Origin of the sequence: Nocardioides sp. Soil774 (genome assembly GCF_001428125.1) — a bacterium.
Taxonomy (GTDB): domain Bacteria; phylum Actinomycetota; class Actinomycetes; order Propionibacteriales; family Nocardioidaceae; genus Nocardioides.
The window spans coordinates 748759-766282 of sequence record NZ_LMSM01000006.1; the positions used below are offsets into that span (position 1 = coordinate 748759).

At 73.1% G+C, this 17524-nt stretch carries 15 protein-coding genes and 2 tRNA genes; 10 read left to right on the forward strand and 7 right to left on the reverse strand.

The genetic code is table 11. From position 1 onward, the window contains the following. Positions 1 to 110: 110 nt before the first annotated feature. The gene (locus ASG76_RS09200; protein ID WP_082587375.1) at positions 111 to 635 is read left to right on the forward strand and encodes an ester cyclase; all 525 of its coding nucleotides are present in this window, start codon (positions 111 to 113) and stop codon (positions 633 to 635) included. 14 nt (positions 636 to 649) lie between these two features. On the opposite strand, the gene ASG76_RS09205 is transcribed toward ASG76_RS09200, so the two are convergent. The 4 genes from ASG76_RS09205 to ASG76_RS09220 are packed head-to-tail and all read right to left on the reverse strand — an operon-like array spanning position 650 to position 4379. Further along, positions 650 to 1330: a histidine phosphatase family protein gene (locus ASG76_RS09205; protein WP_056602146.1), complete on the reverse strand. Its 681-nt coding sequence runs from the start codon at positions 1328 to 1330 to the stop codon at positions 650 to 652. Between the two features lie 10 nt (positions 1331 to 1340). After that, positions 1341 to 2249, reverse strand: coding sequence for a metallophosphoesterase (locus ASG76_RS09210; protein ID WP_056602147.1), 909 nt, complete (start codon positions 2247 to 2249; stop codon positions 1341 to 1343). Positions 2250 to 2280: 31 nt separating this feature from the next. Further along, entirely contained in the window at positions 2281 to 3507 is a 1227-nt protein-coding gene (gene fahA / locus ASG76_RS09215) for a fumarylacetoacetase (protein ID WP_056602148.1), read from the reverse strand. After that, positions 3504 to 4379, reverse strand: a complete 876-nt coding sequence (locus ASG76_RS09220) for a hypothetical protein (RefSeq protein ID WP_056602149.1) — start codon at positions 4377 to 4379, stop codon at positions 3504 to 3506. The genes fahA and ASG76_RS09220 overlap by 4 nt, the downstream gene beginning before the upstream one ends. 65 nt (positions 4380 to 4444) lie before the next feature. Here ASG76_RS09220 and ASG76_RS09225 point away from each other — a divergent pair, with 65 nt between their 5' ends. From ASG76_RS09225 to ASG76_RS09235, 3 genes are read left to right on the forward strand one after another with little or no spacing between them, the layout of a single operon-like run. Continuing rightward, positions 4445 to 5680 (forward strand): homogentisate 1,2-dioxygenase, encoded by a 1236-nt coding sequence (locus ASG76_RS09225; protein WP_056602150.1) that lies wholly within the window; start codon positions 4445 to 4447, stop codon positions 5678 to 5680. Positions 5681 to 5715: 35 nt separating this feature from the next. Then, positions 5716 to 7164: a glucose-6-phosphate dehydrogenase gene (zwf, locus tag ASG76_RS09230; protein ID WP_056602151.1), complete on the forward strand. Its 1449-nt coding sequence runs from the start codon at positions 5716 to 5718 to the stop codon at positions 7162 to 7164. Further along, entirely contained in the window at positions 7154 to 9010 is a 1857-nt protein-coding gene (locus ASG76_RS09235) for a glycoside hydrolase family 15 protein (protein WP_056602152.1), read from the forward strand. Before zwf ends, ASG76_RS09235 begins: the two co-directional genes overlap by 11 nt. A 17-nt stretch (positions 9011 to 9027) precedes the next feature. Here the strand turns inward: ASG76_RS09235 and ASG76_RS09240 are convergent, their stop codons facing one another. The 3 genes from ASG76_RS09240 to nemA form a co-directional block, all read right to left on the reverse strand. Next, positions 9028 to 10953 carry an ABC transporter ATP-binding protein gene (locus ASG76_RS09240; protein WP_056602153.1) on the reverse strand — a complete coding sequence of 642 codons (1926 nt, stop codon included), beginning with the start codon at positions 10951 to 10953 and terminating at the stop codon, positions 9028 to 9030. After that, on the reverse strand, positions 10950 to 12833 hold the full coding sequence (locus ASG76_RS09245; protein ID WP_056602154.1) for an ABC transporter ATP-binding protein: 1884 nt from the start codon (positions 12831 to 12833) through the stop codon (positions 10950 to 10952). The genes ASG76_RS09240 and ASG76_RS09245 overlap by 4 nt, the downstream gene beginning before the upstream one ends. 67 nt (positions 12834 to 12900) lie before the next feature. After that, positions 12901 to 13995 carry an N-ethylmaleimide reductase gene (gene nemA / locus ASG76_RS09250; RefSeq protein WP_056602155.1) on the reverse strand — a complete coding sequence of 365 codons (1095 nt, stop codon included), beginning with the start codon at positions 13993 to 13995 and terminating at the stop codon, positions 12901 to 12903. 72 nt (positions 13996 to 14067) lie between these two features. On the opposite strand from nemA, the gene ASG76_RS09255 reads away from it, so the two are divergent. From ASG76_RS09255 to rpmG, 6 genes are all read left to right on the forward strand, one after another. Beyond that, positions 14068 to 15006, forward strand: coding sequence for a pirin family protein (locus ASG76_RS09255; RefSeq protein WP_056602156.1), 939 nt, complete (start codon positions 14068 to 14070; stop codon positions 15004 to 15006). A 5-nt stretch (positions 15007 to 15011) separates the two neighbouring features. Beyond that, the gene (locus ASG76_RS09260; protein WP_235529460.1) at positions 15012 to 15596 is read left to right on the forward strand and encodes a DNA-3-methyladenine glycosylase I; all 585 of its coding nucleotides are present in this window, start codon (positions 15012 to 15014) and stop codon (positions 15594 to 15596) included. A 9-nt stretch (positions 15597 to 15605) separates the two neighbouring features. Beyond that, complete coding sequence (locus ASG76_RS09265) at positions 15606 to 17024, forward strand: amidase (protein ID WP_056602158.1); 1419 nt, start codon at positions 15606 to 15608, stop codon at positions 17022 to 17024. A 46-nt stretch (positions 17025 to 17070) separates the two neighbouring features. Further along, positions 17071 to 17143: transfer RNA gene (locus tag ASG76_RS09270), tRNA-Thr, on the forward strand. Positions 17144 to 17181: 38 nt separating this feature from the next. After that, positions 17182 to 17258: transfer RNA gene (locus ASG76_RS09275), tRNA-Met, on the forward strand. Positions 17259 to 17308: 50 nt separating this feature from the next. Further along, positions 17309 to 17479 carry a 50S ribosomal protein L33 gene (rpmG, locus tag ASG76_RS09280; protein ID WP_056602159.1) on the forward strand — a complete coding sequence of 57 codons (171 nt, stop codon included), beginning with the start codon at positions 17309 to 17311 and terminating at the stop codon, positions 17477 to 17479. Positions 17480 to 17524 lie beyond the last annotated feature (45 nt).

The window sequence follows — 17524 nt, forward strand, 5'->3', positions numbered from 1 at the left end:
GTGCGTCGGGGACCTTCGGCACTTCCGCGACGCGGCAGGTCGGACGAGTCTGGCAAGGACCATGGACTCACGGACGCCACCCGTCCGCCGACGCGAGAAGGAGACCCGAGATGAGCACGACACAGCTGAGTGAAGCGGAGATGCGGGCTCTCGCCGGCGAGCTGCTGGACGCCTACAACCGCCACGACGTCGAGGCGTTGCTCGAGCACCACGCCGATGACATCGTCTGGACCGAACCGACGCTGCCCGCGCCGGCACGAGGCAAGGTGGCGGTGGCAGCAGCGTTGCGGGACACGTTCACCGCGTTCCCCGACCTCCAGGTCCCCGGAGATGGATTCCGGGTGTATCCCGACGTCGAGGACCAGTCCGCGGTCGTCACGTGGACGCTCGTCGGGACCATGACCGGACCGCTGCAGAACGGTGTCCCCGCCACAGGCAGGAGCATCCGGATGAGCGGGGCCAACCTGGCCCGGTTCCGCGACGGACTGATCAGCGAGTACACCTTCTACTACGACTCGCTGGCGATGATGCAGCAGCTCGGCCTCCTCCCGAAGTCGACCGGCCTGGGCTTCAAGGCGATCGTGATGGCCGACGTCGCGGCCGGCAAGGCGCGCAAGGTCCTCCAGCGTCATTAGGCACCCGGGGCGCCCTACCCGATCTCGCCGTCCCCGTCGGGGTCGAGGTCGCCGGTCGGGTCCTCCGCGCTCGGGTCGTCGAGCAGCTCGCCGCCGACCGGGTGCCCCTGCCACGACACCATCTCCCAGCCGCTCTCGTGGTCGCCCTCGAGCACGATGAGGGCGGTGTTGTGGAGGGGTTGGGTCGCGGGCGGGGCGTCGGGGTGCGGCCGCATGCGGGTGGAGACCCAGGTGCGCAGCGCCGCGCCGTGGCTGACGACGAGGGCGGCGCGGTGGCCGGCGTCGACGATGCTGCGGACGGCGGCGTCGAAGCGGGCGAGGAACTCGTGGCCGCTCTCCCCGCCGGGCATCCGGTGGTCGAGGTCGCCGTCGAGCCAGGTGGCGACGGTGCCGATGTAGCCCGCGACGGCGTCGTGGTCGCTGCGCATCTCGAAGTCGCCGGCCGCGATCTCCTCCAGCCCCTCGAGCGGGGTGAGGTCGAGGCCCCGGTCCTCGGCGGTCGGCGCGGCCGTCTGGTGCGTACGCACCCGGCTGGAGACGTAGATCGCGTCGAGGTGCTCCTCGGCGATCGCCTGCGCCGCGGCCGCCGCCTGGGCGCGTCCGAGGTCGGTGAGGTCGAGGCCCGGGTGGGCGGTGTCGAGCTCGCCCGAGACGTTGGCGTGGGTCTGGCCGTGGCGCATCAGCAGCAGTCGCAAGGAAGGGACCTCAGTTGTTGAAGGACGACGTCTTGGACGACGCGAGCTCGATCGCCTGCTCGAGCGGCACGTCCTCGAGGGCCTCGGCGATGTCGGACCCGACGTGGCTCACCTCCGGGCCGCGCTCGAGTGGCACGAGGGTGTGTACGAGCCGGTCGTCGTAGGCGTGGACCATGGTGAAGGCCTGGTTGGCGTCGACCCCGGAGACGAAGCGGTCGACCGGCGCGGGGTCGGAGGTGTAGCAGCCGGCCGAGGCGACCGACACCGGCACGCCGGCGAAGGTCGACCACGTCGAGAGGTGCAGGTGGCCGGCGAGGATGCCGCGCACGTCAGTGCCGGCGATGACGTCGGCGAGAGCCTGCTGGTCGCGCAGCTCGATGAGCTCGGCGGCGCGCAGCATCGGCAGCGGGAGCGGCGGGTGGTGCATCGCGAGGAGGGTGCCGTGCTCGGCCGGCGTGGCCAGCACGTCGGCGAGCCAGGCGAGCTGGTCGGCGTGCAGGTCGCCGTGGTGGTAGCCGGGGACGCTCGTGTCGAGCGCGACGATCCGCAGGCCGTCGACCTCGTGCACGCGGTCCTGGAACCCGTCGTCCTCGGAGCCGTAGAGGCCCCGCGCGAAGGGGGCGCGCTCGTCGTGGTTGCCCATCGTCCAGACCACCACCGCGCCCATCTCCGCGGCCGCGGGCTCCACGATCGAGCGCAGCGTCGCGTAGGCCTCGGGCTCGGCCCGGTCGGCGAGGTCGCCGGTGAAGACGAGTGCCTGCGGCGCGGGACGTACGGCGGCGAGGCGGGCGAGGGCGGCCCGAAGGTGGGCATCGTTGTCGATGACGCCGTAGTGCAGGCCGCCGGCGCCGATCAGGTGCGGGTCGGAGAGGTGCGCGACGACGTGCCGGGGAGCGGCGTACTGGCCGAGCTGCTTCACGCGCCCAGCGTAGGGCCCGCGGTCGAGCTGCTCAGCGCCCTGGCACGATGCGCCCGGTGACCTCGCCCAGCGAGATCCGTCCGCCACCCGTGCCCGGCGCGGTGTAGCGCAGGGTGACCTCGTCGCCGTCCTGGAGGAAGGTGCGCTCGCGACCGCCGGCGGTGAAGGGCTCCTTGCCGCCCCAGCTCAGCTCCAGCAGCGAGCCGCGCTGGTCGCGCTCGGCGCCGGAGACGGTGCCCGAGGCCCAGAGGTCGCCGGTGCGCAGGCTCGCGCCGTTGACCGTGGTGTGGGCGAGCATCTGGGCCGGCGACCAGTACATCGTGCGGTAGGGCGGGCGCGCCACGACCTCCCCGTCGAGCACGACCTCGATCTCGATGTCGAGACCGGCCGGGCCCTCCACCCGGAGGTAGTCGAGGACCTCGGGGTCCTGCTCCGGCAGGTCGGTCCAGGCCGCGTCGAGGGCGGCGAGAGGGGTGACCCACGCGCTGATCGAGGTGGCGAACGACTTGCCGAGGAACGGTCCGAGCGGGACGTACTCCCAGGCCTGGATGTCGCGCGCCGACCAGTCGTTGAGCCCCACCACGCCGAAGGTGTGCCGGGCGAAGTCGGCGGTGGCGACGCGATCGCCCATCGCGGACGGGACGCCCACGACGAAGCCCAGCTCGGCCTCGATGTCGAGGCGGGCCGAGGGGCCGTAGGTCGGCTGCTCTTCGGTGGGGGCCTTGCGCTGCCCGCTGGGGCGCACCACGTCGGTGCCCGAGACGACCACGGTGCCGGACCGTCCGTGGTAGCCGACGGGGAGGTGCTTCCAGTTGGGCAGCAGCGGCTCGGAGTCGGGGCGGAAGATGCGCCCGACGTTGGAGGCGTGGTGCTCGGAGGCGTAGAAGTCGACGTAGTCGCCCACGGCGAACGGCATCAGCATCCGCACCGACTCCAGCGGTGCGAGCGCCGGCTCGACCAGGTCGCGCTCGGTCTCGTCGGTCAGCAGCCCGGTGATCCACGCCCGGGTGGAGTCCCACACGGTCGGCCCGGCCGCCATGAACGGGTTGAGCGTGGGCTGGTCGAAGAGCTCGTGGGTGTCGACCATGTCGGCGGCCGCGACCACGCTCAGGTCGAGCACCTGGTCGCCGATGCGCACCGCGACGCGGGGGTGCTCACCGGAGCGCGCGAAGACGCCGTAGGGGAGGTGGTCGACGTCGAAGCCGGATCCGGCCGCGCCGGGCACCCAGCTCGAGGGAGTGCTGCGAGGGGTGGTCATGAGTCCTCCGGGGAGTGGGGGGAGAGCAGGCCGAGCGCGACCAGGTCGTCGCGCGGCTCGGTCACCGAGCAGGAGCCGAACGAGGTGAACCAGCGGCGGGCCGAGGACAGGTCGTGCGCCGCGAGCGCCGCGCCGTCGCGCTCGCGCAGGACGTCGGTCGCCTCGGCCACCGAGCCGCCGTCCCAGAGCACCTGGGTGGCGACCAGGACGTTGAGGAAGCCGTGCATGCCGCCGCCCTCCGGGTCGTGGCGGACCGCGCGGTGGAGCCCGGCCGTGCACTTGAACGGGGTCTCCCGGTCGAGCGCGGCATCGACCCACGCGGCGACGACCGCCTCGTCGGGCACCAGCGCGTGGTCGACGTTGCCGAGGCGCAGCTTGAGGCGCAGGCCGGCGGCGGCCACCTCGTCGGCGGCGGCCAGCCAGGCGGCCGTGGCGGGACCGGGCACCTCGACGTGGACGCGTACGTCGTCGGCGAGCATGCCCTCGCCCCGCGCGTGGTCGAGCGCGGCGACCACCCGTCGTACGTTGGCGGCGGGGTCGTCGGGGTCGCGGAGCGCGATCTCGAGGGCGGTGACGTCCAGGCCGAGCCGGGCCGCGGCGGCCAGCGGGCCCGCCACCTGGCCTGCGCCGCCGGTGACGACCACCGACAACGGTGCGCCGAAGCCACGCGCGAGCGGCAGGTCGGTGTCGCGCAGCACGAAGGAGGCGACCAGGTCGGCCCACCACTCGTCGCGGCGCGCCCCCCACGCCGCGGTGGCGTCGTGGATCGGGGCGTCGCCCGGCGGGAAGACGGCGGCGTCGTCGACCAGGTCGCGCCACTGGTCGGGCAGGGCGCCGGCCGGCGGATCGACAGGTGCGGGGGAAGGGGACACGGGTCTACTCTAGCCACCAGATATCGGACACGTGCGTCCGATAATCGGATGATTGGACACTTGAGATGGCCCACTACCGAGCACTCGGCCGGCTGCCCCGCCAGCGCCACACGCAGCTGCGCGACGACGACGGCCACCTGTTCCGCGAGGAGCTGATGGGCGAGGAGGGCTTCTCCTCCGACTCCTCCCTGCTCTACCGCCGCGGGGTGCCCAGCGCGATCACCGACAGCCAGGTCTGGGAGCTCCCCGACCAGGCCCGCACGCCCAACCACCCGCTCAAGCCGCGCCACCTCAGGCTGCACGACCTCCCCTTCCCCGGGTCAGGCCGCGGCGCCTGCCCGGTCGAGGGGCGCCGGCTGGTGCTGGGCAACAACGACGTCCGCATCGGCTACGTCGTCACCGGCACCGACCCCTCCCCGCTCTACCGCAACGCCATCGGCGACGAGTGCGTCTACGTCGAGTCCGGCAGCGGCACGGTCGAGACCGTCTTCGGCGTGGTGCCCTACCGCACCGGCGACTACGTGGTGGTCCCGCGCGCCACCGACCACCGCTGGGTGCCGGCCGAGTCCTCGCGCCTCTACGCCATCGAGGCCAGCTCGCACATCCACCCGCCCAAGCGCTACCTCTCCCGCTTCGGCCAGCTGCTCGAGCACGCCCCCTACTGCGAGCGCGACCTCCACGGACCGACCGAGACCCACCAGGTCGAAGGCACCGACGTCGAGGTGCTGGTCAAGCACCGCACGAGCGGCGGCATCGTCGGCACCCGCTTCACCTACGCCACCCACCCCTTCGACGTCGTGGGCTGGGACGGGTGCCTCTACCCCTACACGTTCAACATCGAGGACTACATGCCCATCACCGGCAAGGTGCACCAGCCGCCGCCGGTGCACCAGGTCTTCGAGGGCTGGAACTTCGTGATCTGCAACTTCCTGCCCCGCAAGGTCGACTACCACGAGCTCGCGATCCCGGTGCCCTACTACCACTCCAACGTCGACTCCGACGAGGTCATGTTCTACGTCGGCGGCGACTACGAGGCGCGCAAGGGATCGGGCATCAACCTCGGCTCGATCAGCCTGCACCCCGGCGGTCACGCCCACGGCCCCCAGCCCAGCGCGATCGAGGCGTCGCTCGGCGCGGAGTTCTTCGACGAGTCCGCCGTCATGGTCGACACCTTCGCCCCGCTGGAGCTCGGTGAGGGCGGGCTGGCGGTCGAGGACCCGGCGTACGCCTGGACGTGGGCCGGTCGCGGGCCGGACGGTGACGGGACCGACGGCGGGCCGGCGGTCTACAGCAACTCCTGAGCCCCACCTTTCGGGTGGCTCGTTAGCGTGGCCGCATGACGACCACAGGGTCCGGCGACCCCGACCTGCCCGCGCACGTCTTCGTCCTCTTCGGTGCCCGCGGCGACCTCGCGGCCCGCAAGCTCTTCCCGGGCCTCTACCGTCTCGCTGCCGCCGGCCGGCTGCCGGAGGACTACGCCGTTGTGGGGAGCGGGCGTCACTCGCCGGGGTCCGACGACGACTTCCGCGACGAGGTGCTCGACGGCCTGCGCGAGAGCGTCGACGACCTCGACGAGCAGGTCGCTCGTGACCTGCTCGACCGCACCTGCTTCGTGACCTCCGACGCCGACGACGGGGCCGACCTCGCTTCACGCGTGCGCGAGCTCGAGGAGTCGATGGGGGGCGAGCCGCGCCGCCTGGTCTACCTCTCCGTCCCGCCCGACGCGATGCCCGGGATGGTGGGGATGCTCGGTCGCGAGGGCCTCGCCGAGCGCGCCCGGCTGGTGATCGAGAAGCCCTTCGGCCTCGACCTGGAGTCCTTCGGCGAGCTCGACCGCGACGTGCGCGAGGTCTTCGAGGAGGACCAGGTCTTCCGCATCGACCACTTCCTCGGCAAGGAGGCGGTGCAGAACCTGCTGGCCCTGCGCTTCGCCAACGCCCTCTTCGAGCCCGCATGGGACCGGCGCAGCATCGCCTCGGTGCAGGTCGACGTGCCCGAGACCCTGGCGATGGAGGGCCGCGGCTCGTTCTACGAGACGACCGGCGCGCTGCGTGACATGGTCTCCACCCACCTGTTCCAGATCCTGGGCGCCGTCGCGCTGGAGGACCCGGGGGAGTGGTCCGCCGACGCCGTGCGGCGCGCTCGGGCCGAGGTCTTCGAGGCCGTACGCCCGCTCGACCCGTCGCGCGTGGTGCTCGGGCAGTACGACGGCTACCGCGACGAGGACGACGTCGACGACGACTCCACGGTCGAGACCTTCGTGGCGCTCGAGGCCCGGGTCGACAACGACCGGTGGCGCGACGTGCCGTTCTTCCTGCGCACGGGCAAGGCGATGGCCGAGACCCGTCGCACGGTCACGCTCCGCTTCCGCGGCCCCGACTCGACGGTCTTCGGCTCCGACCTGGCCCGTGACGAGCTCGTGCTGGAGCTCACCGACGAGGCGCAGGTGCACGTCGAGCTGCTCGGCAAGCGTCCCGGCCCCGAGATGGAGCTCGCGCCGGCCACGATGCGCCTCGACCTCGGCGAGGAGCTCCCGCACGACGAGCCCCTCGAGGCCTACGAGCGGCTCCTGCTCGACGTCCTGCACGGCGACCACACGCTGTTCGCCCACTCCGACGAGACCCGCCGGCTGTGGGAGGTCTGCCAGCCGGTCCTGGACGACCGGCCCGAGCCGCAGCCCTACGACCAGGGCTCGTGGGGGCCCGACGCCGCGCTGGCACTGCCCGACGGCGGCTGGCGGCTGGGGCGGGACTCGGAGCGGGACCCGGGCCGCGATGCGGACTGAGCGGCACGGCGCGCTGTCGCCGGCGATCGCCGACCACGGCCTCGTGGGCGACCTGCGCACCGCGGCGCTGGTCGCCACCGACGGCACGATCGACTGGTTCTGCCCGGGCCGCTTCGACGCGCCCAGCGTGTTCGCCTCGATCCTCGACCCCGACGCCGGCTCGTGGCGGCTCGGCCCCGACGACGACGACGCACGCAGCCAGCAGTACTACCACCCCGAGACCAACATCCTCGTCACCCGCTTCATGACCGACCGGGGCGTGGTCGAGGTGCAGGACTTCATGCCGGTGCTGCGTGCGCACGACCCCCGCCACCGCCAGCGGCTCGTACGCCGCGTGGTGGGCCTGCGCGGCTGCGTCGACCTCACGATGGTGATGGCGCCGCGCCCCGACTACGGCGCCGTCACCCCCGAGCTCTCGACCGAGGACGACGTGGTCCGGTTCGCCGACGGCGACGTCCACCTCGCCCTGTCGAGCACGAGCGCGCTCGAGGTCGCCGACCACGCCGCGACCGCACGCCTCGCCCTGCACGCGGGGGAGTCGGCGCTCTTCGTGCTCGAGGTGCTCGCCCCCGGTGAGCCGGCCTGCGGCTGCACCGAGGACGACGTCGAGGAACTGTTCGACGCCACCGCCGCCTTCTGGCGCGGCTGGCTCTCGAGGTGCACCTACACCGGCCGGTGGCGCGAGTGGGTCGAGCGCTCCGCGCTCACCCTCAAGCTGTTGTGCCACGAGCCGAGCGGCGGCATCGTGGCCGCGCCCACCACGAGCCTGCCCGAGCGCATCGGCGGCACCCGCAACTGGGACTACCGCTACGTCTGGGTGCGCGACGCCGCGTTCAGCGTCTACGCCCTGCTGCGCCTCGGCTTCACCGACGAGGCGTCGGCCTTCGTGCGCTTCCTCTCCGAGCGGCTCGGCGAGGCCGCCGACGACGGCGTCGACGAGGAGCGGCTCGGCCCGCTCCGGGTGCTCTACGACCTCGACGGCGCCATCCCGCACGAGCGCGAGCTCTCCCACCTCGCCGGGCACCGCGGCTCCCGTCCGGTGCGGGTGGGCAACGGCGCGGTCGACCAGCTCCAGCTCGACGTCTACGGCGAGCTCATCGACTCGGTCTACCTCTTCGACAAGCACGGGCGGGGCATCAGCCACGACGCCTGGACCGACCTGCAGCGCATCATGTCGTGGCTGGTCGACAACTGGGAGCGCCCCGACGCGGGCATGTGGGAGATCCGTGGGGAGCCGCGCACCCACACCACCTCGCTGGTGATGTGCTGGGTCGCGGTCGAGCGGATGATGCGGGTCGCACGCCGGCGCGGCCTGCCCGGCGACCTCCCCGAGCTCGCCGCCACCCGCGACGCGATCTACGAGCGCGTCATGACCGAGTGCTGGAACGACGAGCTCGGTGCGTTCACGGCGTTCGCCGGCGGTGACGTCCTCGACGCCGGCACCCTGCTCATGCCGATGGTCAAGATGCTCGCGCCCGACGACCCGCGCTTCCTGTCCACGCTGGCGCTGGTCGAGGAGCGGCTCGTCACCGACGGCCTGGTGCTGCGCTACGACCCCGAGACCTTCGACGACGGCGTCGACGGGGGCGCCGACGGCGTCCCGAACGGGGAGGGCACCTTCTCGCTCTGCTCCTTCTGGTACGTCGAGGCGCTCACGCGCGCGGGCCGGCTCGACGAGGCCCGGCTGGCGCTGGAGAAGATGTTCACCTACGCCAACCACCTCGGCCACTACGCCGAGCAGGTCGGGCTCAACGGCGAGCAGCTCGGCAACTTCCCGCAGGGCTTCACCCACCTGAGCCTGATCAGCGCGGTGATCAACCTCGACCGGAGCCTCGGCGGGCGCTGAGCCCTGGCCGGGACGCGTCAGGACGTCCAGGCGTGCCAGAGGGCGGCGTACTCGCCGTCGAGGCCGAGCAGCTCGTCGTGGCTGCCGAGCTCGACGATGCGGCCGTCGATGACCACCGCGATGCGGTCGGCGTCGTGCGCGGTGTGGAGGCGGTGCGCGATGGCGACCACGGTGCGCCCCTCGAGGAGGTTGTTCATCGACCCCTCGAGGGTCCGCGCGGTGCGCGGGTCGATGAGCGACGTCGCCTCGTCGAGCACGAGCGTGTGCGGGTCGGCGATGATCAGCCGCGCGAGGGCGACCTGCTGCGCCTGGGCGGGGGTGAGGGAGAAGCGCCCCGACCCGATGAGGGTGTCGAGCCCGTCGGGCAGGCGCTCGACCCAGGCGAGGGAGCCGACGGCGCGCAGCGCCTCGCGCACGTCGTCGTCGGTGGAGCCCTCGCGCGCGAGCATGATGTTGTCGCGCACCGAGCCGATGAAGACGTGGTGCTCCTGGGTCACCAGCGCCACCTCGGTGCGCAGCACCTCCAGCGGCAGGTCGACCAGCTCGACGCCGCCGACGCGCGCCGACCCCGTGCGCGGGCGGTTGATGCCGGAGAGCAGCCGGCCCAGCGTCGACTTGCCCGACCCGCTCGGGCCCACGATCGCCAGTCGCTCGCCCACGCCGAGGTGGAGGTCCACCCCGTGCAGCACGTCGTGGCCCTCGCGGTAGGCGAAGCGGAGGTCCGCAGCCGTCAGCTCGACTCCGTCGGGGAGCCGGTCGCCGGGCTCGCGGTCCGGCGGCACCTCGGCGATGCCGAGCAGGCGGCTGGTCGACGCGGCGCCGACCTGGAGCCGGTCCACCTCGCCGATGACGGCGTCGAGCGGCTCGCCCAGCGCGACGACGTAGAGCATCGCGGCGGTGATCTGCCCGAGGTCGACCCAGCCGCGCGAGTAGCCGTAGGCGCCCACGACGAGGGTCACCACCTGCGGCACCTGGAAGGCGCCGTTGAGGGCGGTGAACAGCACGTTGCGCAGCGTCATGCCGTAGCGCTCGGCCTGCGCGGAGACCTCGATGTCGTCGCCGCCCGCGCGCACCCGTGCGCCGGACAGGCCGAGCGCCTCCACGGTGCGGGCGCCCTCGACGGTCTCGGTCAGCGTGGTGTTGATGCGGGAGTACGTCGCTCCCTCGGTGATGTAGGCCTTGGGCGCGCGCCGCAGGTAGGTGCGCACCGCCGGGGCGCAGAGCGCGAACACGACCAGCGCCGGCACCGCCAGCACGACCGAGTTCAGCAGCATCGCCGCCACGGACAGCACGACCGTCATCAGCGAGATCAGCAGCCGCGGCACGCCCCACTGCACCGAGCGGGCCATCGTGCCGACGTCGCGGGTCACGCGGGTGACCAGGTCGCCGGTGCTCGCTCCCTCGACCCGGCCGACCGGCAGCCTCAGGATCGTGCCCACGATGTACTCGCGGGCCGAGGCGAGCAGGTCCTGGCCGAAGTGGGTGGAGGTGCGCTGCGCGCCGAAGGTGAGGAGGGCCTGCAGCAGCACGACGCCGATCACGGTGAGCGCCAGGGCGTCGAGGCCCTCGACGCCCGCACCCTGCGACTGCACCCGGTTGACCAGCGCCCCGAGCAGGCGCGGCACGACGAGCGCCGCGCCGGCGGCGAGCGCGTTGAGGGCGACCATCAGGGCGAAGGAGCCCTTGCGCCGGCGGACGAGGTCGCCGAAGAAGGCGAGCACCGCCCGGTTGCCCGACACCGGCCAGCCGCGCACGGGGTTGCGCGAGGCGGCGTAGACGTCCTCGGCACGCTGGCGGCGCAGCTCGTGGCGCTCCCACAGCGCGCGGTTGCGCTCGCGTGGTCCACCGTGGCGGAGCGGGCGCAGCGCGTCGGGGATCACCGGCGGGTCGGCGCTGCGGTCGCGCCAGGTCTCGGGCGAGGTCGCGAGCAGGTCGGTGGTCACCGCACGGCCTCCTCGTCGTCGAGCGCGCGGGCGACCACGCGGCGGTAGTCGTCGTGGCCGGCCAGCAGGTCGGCGTGGCGGCCCTGGGCCACCACGGTGCCGTCGTGCAGCAGCACCACGTGGTCGGCGTGGTGCAGCCACAGCGGCGAGACGGTGGTGACGACGGTGGTGCGCCCCCGCCGGGTCTCAGCCACGCGGGCCGCGACCCGCGCCTCGGTGTGGGCGTCCACTGCCGACGTCGGCTCGACGAGCACGAGGACCGGCGGGTCGGCCGCGAGCGCGCGGGCCAGCACGACGCGCTGGCGCTGGCCGCCGGACAGGCCGCGTCCGCGCTCGTCGAGCTGGCCCTGCCAGCCCTCGGGCAGCGCGTCGTAGACGTCCTCGGCGTTGGCGACCCGCAGCGCGTGCTCCGCCTGCTCGCGGGTGAGGCGACCGTGCGGGTCGACCGCGTCCTGCAGCGTCCCGGCGAAGAGCTGGCTCGCGGTGTCGCTGACCAGCACGGTGCGGCGTACGTCGTCGAGCGCGGCACGCGCCAGGTCGACACCGCCCAGGGTGACCCCCCAGTCGCGCCCGGCGCGCTCCTCGTCGAGGGCGGCGATGCGGGCCCGCTCGGCCGCGCGGGCGGCGCGGGCGCGGCGGGCGGCGCGACCCCGGGCCCCTTCGTCCTCGTCGGCCGGGACCGGCTCGGTGTCGGCCGGCAGGTAGCGCCCGAGGCGGTCGGCCAGGGCGGAGCTCTGCTCGGGCACCGCGCTCACCACGACGGTGAGCAGGCCGGGCCGGACAGTGAGGCCGCTGGCCTCGTCGTGGAGGGCCGCGGTGCCGTCGAGGGCGACCGGCGCCGACGGGTCGTGCCACGGCGGGCGCTGCTCGAAGATCGCGATCGCCTTGCGGGCGCTCACGAGCGAGCGGGTGCCCTTCTGGACGAACTCGAAGAAGGTGCGGATCGGGCCGACCATGAACAGGCCGTATCCCAGGAAGGTGATGAGCTCGCCGACGCTGAGCTCGCCCGACTGCACCTCACGGGTGCCGAGCCAGACCAGGCTGACCAGGAACAGGCCGGAGAAGAGCACCCCGACGGCCTCGACCGCCGCTTGCCAGATCCCGGCCGCGATCCCGGCCTCCTTGGCCGACTGCGACTGGCGGGCGTAGTTGGCGCCGAAGGTCTGCTCCCCGCCGATGCCGCGCAGGATGCGCAGCCCGGCCACGATGTCGGTGGCCAGCGAGGTGAGCTCGGAGGTGCGTGAGCGCTCGACCTGCTGGCGACGGTGCAGCGGTCGCAGCAGCGGCATCGCGGCGCCGACCAGCACCGGCGCGGCGACCAGCGTGAGCACGCCGAGCTGCCACGACATGGTGAGCACGATGACGGCGACGGTGAGGTAGGAGACCAGCTGGCCGACGGTGCGCGCCACGATCTCGGTCAGCGCGCCGAACTCGTCGGAGTCGCTCGAGGCCACGCTCAGCACCTCGCCCGTCGGCGAGCGGCGCGGCAGCACGTGGCCCATCTGCGCGACCTTGCGGGTGACCATCTCGAGGGTGCCGTAGAGCCCGACCAGCCAGCTGCGCACCACGAGGGTGTGCGACACGACGCCGAAGACGCTGCCGACGACCACGACGCCGAGCAGCAGCACCGCCCACCCGACGAGCGCGGTCGTCGACCCGCCGACGATGCCCTGGTCGACGGCGCGGCCGAAGATCCAGGGCCCGAGCGTCATCGGCAGGAACCACAGGGCGTAGCACAGCGACGAGAGCGTGATCAGGGCCTTCTGCTGGCCCAGGACCCACCGCAGGAACGCCGCCGGCGACCGGGTGTCGGGGTCCGGCGTGGGTGCGTCGTCGGAGCCGGTGTAGAACGTCGCGATCCGGGGTGGGTAGTCCTGCATGACGTCGCCGAGCGTATGCGTGCGGGGCGCCCGGGCACGAACCATTAACGACCCCGGGCGCAGCGCCTCAGGCGGCGCCGTGGGCCGGGTAGTCGGTGTAGCCCTCGGCGTCGCCGCCGTAGAACGACTCCGGGCGCTGGGGGTTGAGCGGCAGGTCCTCGGCGAGCCGGCGCGGCAGGTCGGGGTTGGCGATGAAGGCGCGTCCGAAGGCGGCGGCGTCGATCAGGCCGGCGTCGAGCAGCCGCTCGGCCTTGGCACGGTCGTAGGCCCCGGCGCCGACGATGGGGCCGGGGTGGGCCTCGCGCAGTGCGCGGCGGTAGTCGTCGTCGAGCTCGGGACCACCGGCCCAGTCGGGCTCGGAGAGGTGCAGGAACGCCAGGTCGCGGCGGCCGAGCTCGCGCGCGACGTGGATCCCGGCCTCCGCGCCCTCGGGGTCCGAGGTGCCGTTGAACGACCCGATGGGGGAGATCCGGATCGCGACCCGGTCCGACGACCAGGCGTCGACGACGGCGTCGACGACCTCGAGCATCGGCCGGGCCCGGTTGGCCAGCGTGCCGCCGTACGAGTCGGTGCGCAGGTTGCTGTCGGCGGCGAGGAACTGGTGGAGCAGGTAGCCGTGCGCGCCGTGGATCTCGACGAGGTCGAAGCCCGCCTCCCGGGCGTTGACGGTGGCGCGCCGGTAGTCCTCGACGACCCGGGGGATCTCGTCGAGTCCCAGCGCGCGCGGGACCGGGCAGCTCACCCGGGTCGGACGGCCGTCCTCGCCGCGCACCGTCGTGCGGTTGCGGTAGGGGCCGGCGCTCGCCGAGACCGGCAGCGCGCCGTCGTGGAAGGACTCGTGGGAGACCCGGCCGACGTGCCACAGCTGCGCGGCGATGAGGCCTCCCGCGGCGTGCACCGCGTCGGTGACCCGGCGCCAGCCGGCGACCTGCTCGGCGGAGTGGATGCCGGGGGTGTCCATGTAGCCCTTGCCCTCCGGGCTGACCTGCGTGCCCTCGGAGACGATCAGCCCGGCGCTCGCGCGCTGCACGTAGTAGTCCGTCATCAGGTCGTTGGGCACGTCGCCGGGCGCGGTCGCGCGCATCCGGGTCAGGGGCGCCATCAGCACCCGGTTGCCGGTCCGGACGGCGCCGAGGGTCAGGGGTTCGAAGAGGGAGGGCACCCAGCCCCCAACCGAGGTCCGCTGGTGGCTATTCCGCACGCTGCACCACCCCTGCGGGTAGCGTGGCGCACGATGACGCACGTCGAGGTGATGACCCCGCGCGAGGTCCCGCTGGGCGGTCCCCGGGCCATGCGCGTACGCCGCACGCTCCCGCAGCGGCACCGCTCCCTCATCGGGGCCTGGTGCTTCGTCGACCACTACGGTCCCGACGACGTCGACGAGACAGGCGGCATGGTGCTGCCCGCCCACCCGCACACCGGCCTGCAGACCGCGAGCTGGCTCTTCGACGGGGCGCTCGAGCACCGCGACTCCGTCGGCAGCCGCGCCACCGTCCGGCCCGGAGAGCTCAACCTGATGACCGCCGGCCGCGGGATCAGCCACACGGAGGTCTCCACCCCCGGCACCACGGTGCTCCACGGCGCCCAGCTGTGGATCGCGCTGCCCGACGCGACCCGCCACTGCGACCCGGGCTTCGAGCACTTCGCTCCCGACCCCGTGCGCGGACCCGGCTGGGAGGCGCGGGTCTTCATCGGCTCGCTGCTCGGCGCGAGCTCGCCGGTGACCACCCACACCCCGCTGCTGGGCGCCGAGGTCATGATCGCGACCGGCAAGACCGTCGACATCGACGTCGACGAGACCTTCGAGCACGGCGTGCTCCTCGACGTCGGCCTGGTCGAGGTCGACGGCACCGAGCTCAAGCCGAGCGACCTGGCCCACCTCGCGCCCGGCGCCTCCACGATCTCGATCACCGCCCACGAGGAGGCCCGACTCCTCCTCCTCGGCGGCGAGCCCTTCGGCGAGCCCATCGTGATGTGGTGGAACTTCATCGGACGCACCCACGAGGAGATCGTCGGCTTCCGCGAGGAGTGGCAGGCCCAGATCACGACCGACGGTGACGTCGTGGACGACGGCAGGACGGTCGCCGACGGCAGGTTCGGCGTGGTCGACCTCGACATGGCACCGATCCCCGCCCCCGTGCTGCCCCACGTGCGCCTCAAGCTCCGGCACTGACGCCCGTGGGAGCACCAGCCGTGGTCGGCGTCGACGGTCTCGCGCGCTGCCCGTGGGGCGCGGGCGACCCGGTCAACCTGGCCTACCACGACACCGAGTGGGGGATGCGGGTCTCCGGCGAGGCCGCCCACCTCGAGCGGCTCACCCTCGAGGCCTTCCAGTCCGGACTGTCCTGGCTGACGATCCTCAACAAGCGTGAGGCCTTCCGCACCGCCTTCGCCGGCTTCGACGCCGACGCTGTCGCGTCCTTCGACGAGCGCGACGTGGAGCGGCTGATGGCCGACACCGGCATCGTGCGCAACCGCCGCAAGGTCGACGCCGCGATCACCAACGCCCGGGCCACCGTCGCCCTGCGCGACAGCGGCGGCCTCGAGGCGTTCATCTGGTCGTTCCGTCCCGATCCCGGACCTGCGCCGCGCACCACCGCCGAGGTGCCCACGACGTCGCCGGAGTCGCTGGCGCTGTCCCAGGCCCTCAAGCGGGCCGGGTTCGCCCACGTGGGCCCGACCACGATGTACGCCCTGATGGAGGCCATCGGACTCGTCGACGACCATCTCGAGGGGTGTCACCGGCGGGGTCGCGCTGGCTAACCTCGCCCCATGACGCGCGTGCACGCCTTCTCCGCCGACGACGCCCTCGCCGACCTCGACGCGACCGGACTGGTCGAGGCCCTCCGGGCCGGCCGGGTCTCGGTGCCGGAGGTCGTCGAGGCGGCCATCTCCCGCACCGAGCAGGTCGACGCCGAGCTCGGCGCGGTGGCGTACGCCGCCTTCGACCGGGCGCGGCAGGAGGCCAGGCACCCGCGCGGGGGCTGGTTCGCGGGCGTGCCGACCTTCGTCAAGGACAACGTCGACGTGGCCGGGATGCCCACCCAGCACGGCACCGACGCCTTCACGGCCCGGCCGGCGACGGCCGACGGCGACTTCGCGCGGATGTACCTCGCGACCGGGCTCATCCCGCTCGGCAAGACCCAGCTCTCGGAGTTCGGGTTCTCCGGCGCGGCTGACCACGTGCGCCTCGGGCCGGTGCGGTCCCCGTGGAGCACCGACCACTACGCCGGCGCCTCGTCGGCCGGCTCCGCGGCGCTCGTCGCGGCCGGGGCGGTGCCGATCGCCCACGCCAACGACGGCGGCGGCTCGATCCGCATCCCCGCGGCCGTCAACGGGCTGGTGGGCCTCAAGCCCACCCGCGGGCGCCTGGCGCAGGACCGGATGATGCGCGAGATGCCGGTGCGGATCGTCTCCGACGGCGTCCTGACGCGCAGCGTGCGCGACACCGCCGCGTTCTACCGCGAGGCCGAGAAGGTCTGGCGCAACCCGCTGCTCGCGCCCGTCGGCGACGTCACCCGCCCGAGCCGGGCCCGGCTGCGGATCGGCGTCGTGACGCAGGGCATCGGCCGCGACTGCAGCCCCGAGGTGCGCGCGCTGACGCTGCGCACCGCCGCCCTGCTGGAGTCGCTGGGCCACCACGTCGAGGAGATCGACAACCCGGTGCCCGACAGCTTCCCCGACCACTTCGTCCGCTTCTGGTCGATGCTCGCACTGGCGATCTCGCGCCGCGGCCGCAAGGACTTCGGCGAGTCGTGGGACCCCTCACGCCTCGACAACCTCACCCTCGGCCTGGCCCGCCACGCCGCGCGCAACCTGCACCTGCAGCCCTTCTCGATCGCGGTGCTGCACGCCTCGCGCCGGCTCGCGGCGCGCCACCGGGCGTCGTACGACGTCACCCTCACGCCCACCCTGGCCACCGAGACGCCCCGGGTCGGGCACCTGCGTCCCGACCAGGACTACGACGAGATCATGTCGCGGCTGATGGACTGGGTGGCCTTCACACCGCTGCAGAACGCGACCGGTGAGCCGGCCATCTCGCTGCCCCTCGCCACCACGTCGAGCGGCCTCCCGCAGGGCATGATGCTGGGCGCCGGAGCCGGCCGCGAGGCCCGTCTCCTGGGCCTGGCCTACGAGCTCGAGGAAGCCGTCGGATGGCCGCTGATCCACGCCGGTCCGAGCGCCGCGTGACCCGATTTCTCATCGTGGCGGGGCGTGTGTATCGTTCTCCGTCGTTGCCCCTTTAGCTCAGTCGGCAGAGCGTCTCCATGGTAAGGAGAAGGTCTACGGTTCGATTCCGTAAAGGGGCTCTGGGTCGGACCTCCCTCACGGGCTGTCCGTCCTCCGCGGCGGGGTAGCTCAGGTGGTTAGAGCACACGGCTCATAATCGTGGTGTCGCGGGTTCGAGTCCCGCCCCCGCTACCACCAGTCCAGCAGCTCCACCCCGCACCACCCGCCAACGCAAAGGTTCTCCCATGGCCAGCAAGTCTTCTGACGTTCGCCCCAAGATCACGCTCGCGTGCACCGAGTGCAAGGAGCGCAACTACATCACGAAGAAGAACCGTCGCAACGACCCCGACCGCATCGAGCTGAAGAAGTTCTGCCCGCGTTGCCGCGCGCACACGGCTCACCGCGAGACCCGCTGACGCTTCTTCCTCTCCACCACCGACCCGTCCGAGTCATCGGACGGG

Coding starts and splice junctions, on each gene's coding strand:
- ASG76_RS09200 (WP_082587375.1), top strand. CDS start 111: ATGAGCACGACACAGCTGAGTGAAGCGGAGATGCGGGCTCTCGCCGGC.
- fahA (WP_056602148.1), bottom strand. CDS start 3,507: ATGACCACCCCTCGCAGCACTCCCTCGAGCTGGGTGCCCGGCGCGGCC.
- ASG76_RS09225 (WP_056602150.1), top strand. CDS start 4,445: ATGGCCCACTACCGAGCACTCGGCCGGCTGCCCCGCCAGCGCCACACG.
- zwf (WP_056602151.1), top strand. CDS start 5,716: ATGACGACCACAGGGTCCGGCGACCCCGACCTGCCCGCGCACGTCTTC.
- ASG76_RS09235 (WP_056602152.1), top strand. CDS start 7,154: ATGCGGACTGAGCGGCACGGCGCGCTGTCGCCGGCGATCGCCGACCAC.
- ASG76_RS09245 (WP_056602154.1), bottom strand. CDS start 12,833: ATGCAGGACTACCCACCCCGGATCGCGACGTTCTACACCGGCTCCGAC.
- ASG76_RS09255 (WP_056602156.1), top strand. CDS start 14,068: ATGACGCACGTCGAGGTGATGACCCCGCGCGAGGTCCCGCTGGGCGGT.
- ASG76_RS09265 (WP_056602158.1), top strand. CDS start 15,606: ATGACGCGCGTGCACGCCTTCTCCGCCGACGACGCCCTCGCCGACCTC.
- rpmG (WP_056602159.1), top strand. CDS start 17,309: ATGGCCAGCAAGTCTTCTGACGTTCGCCCCAAGATCACGCTCGCGTGC.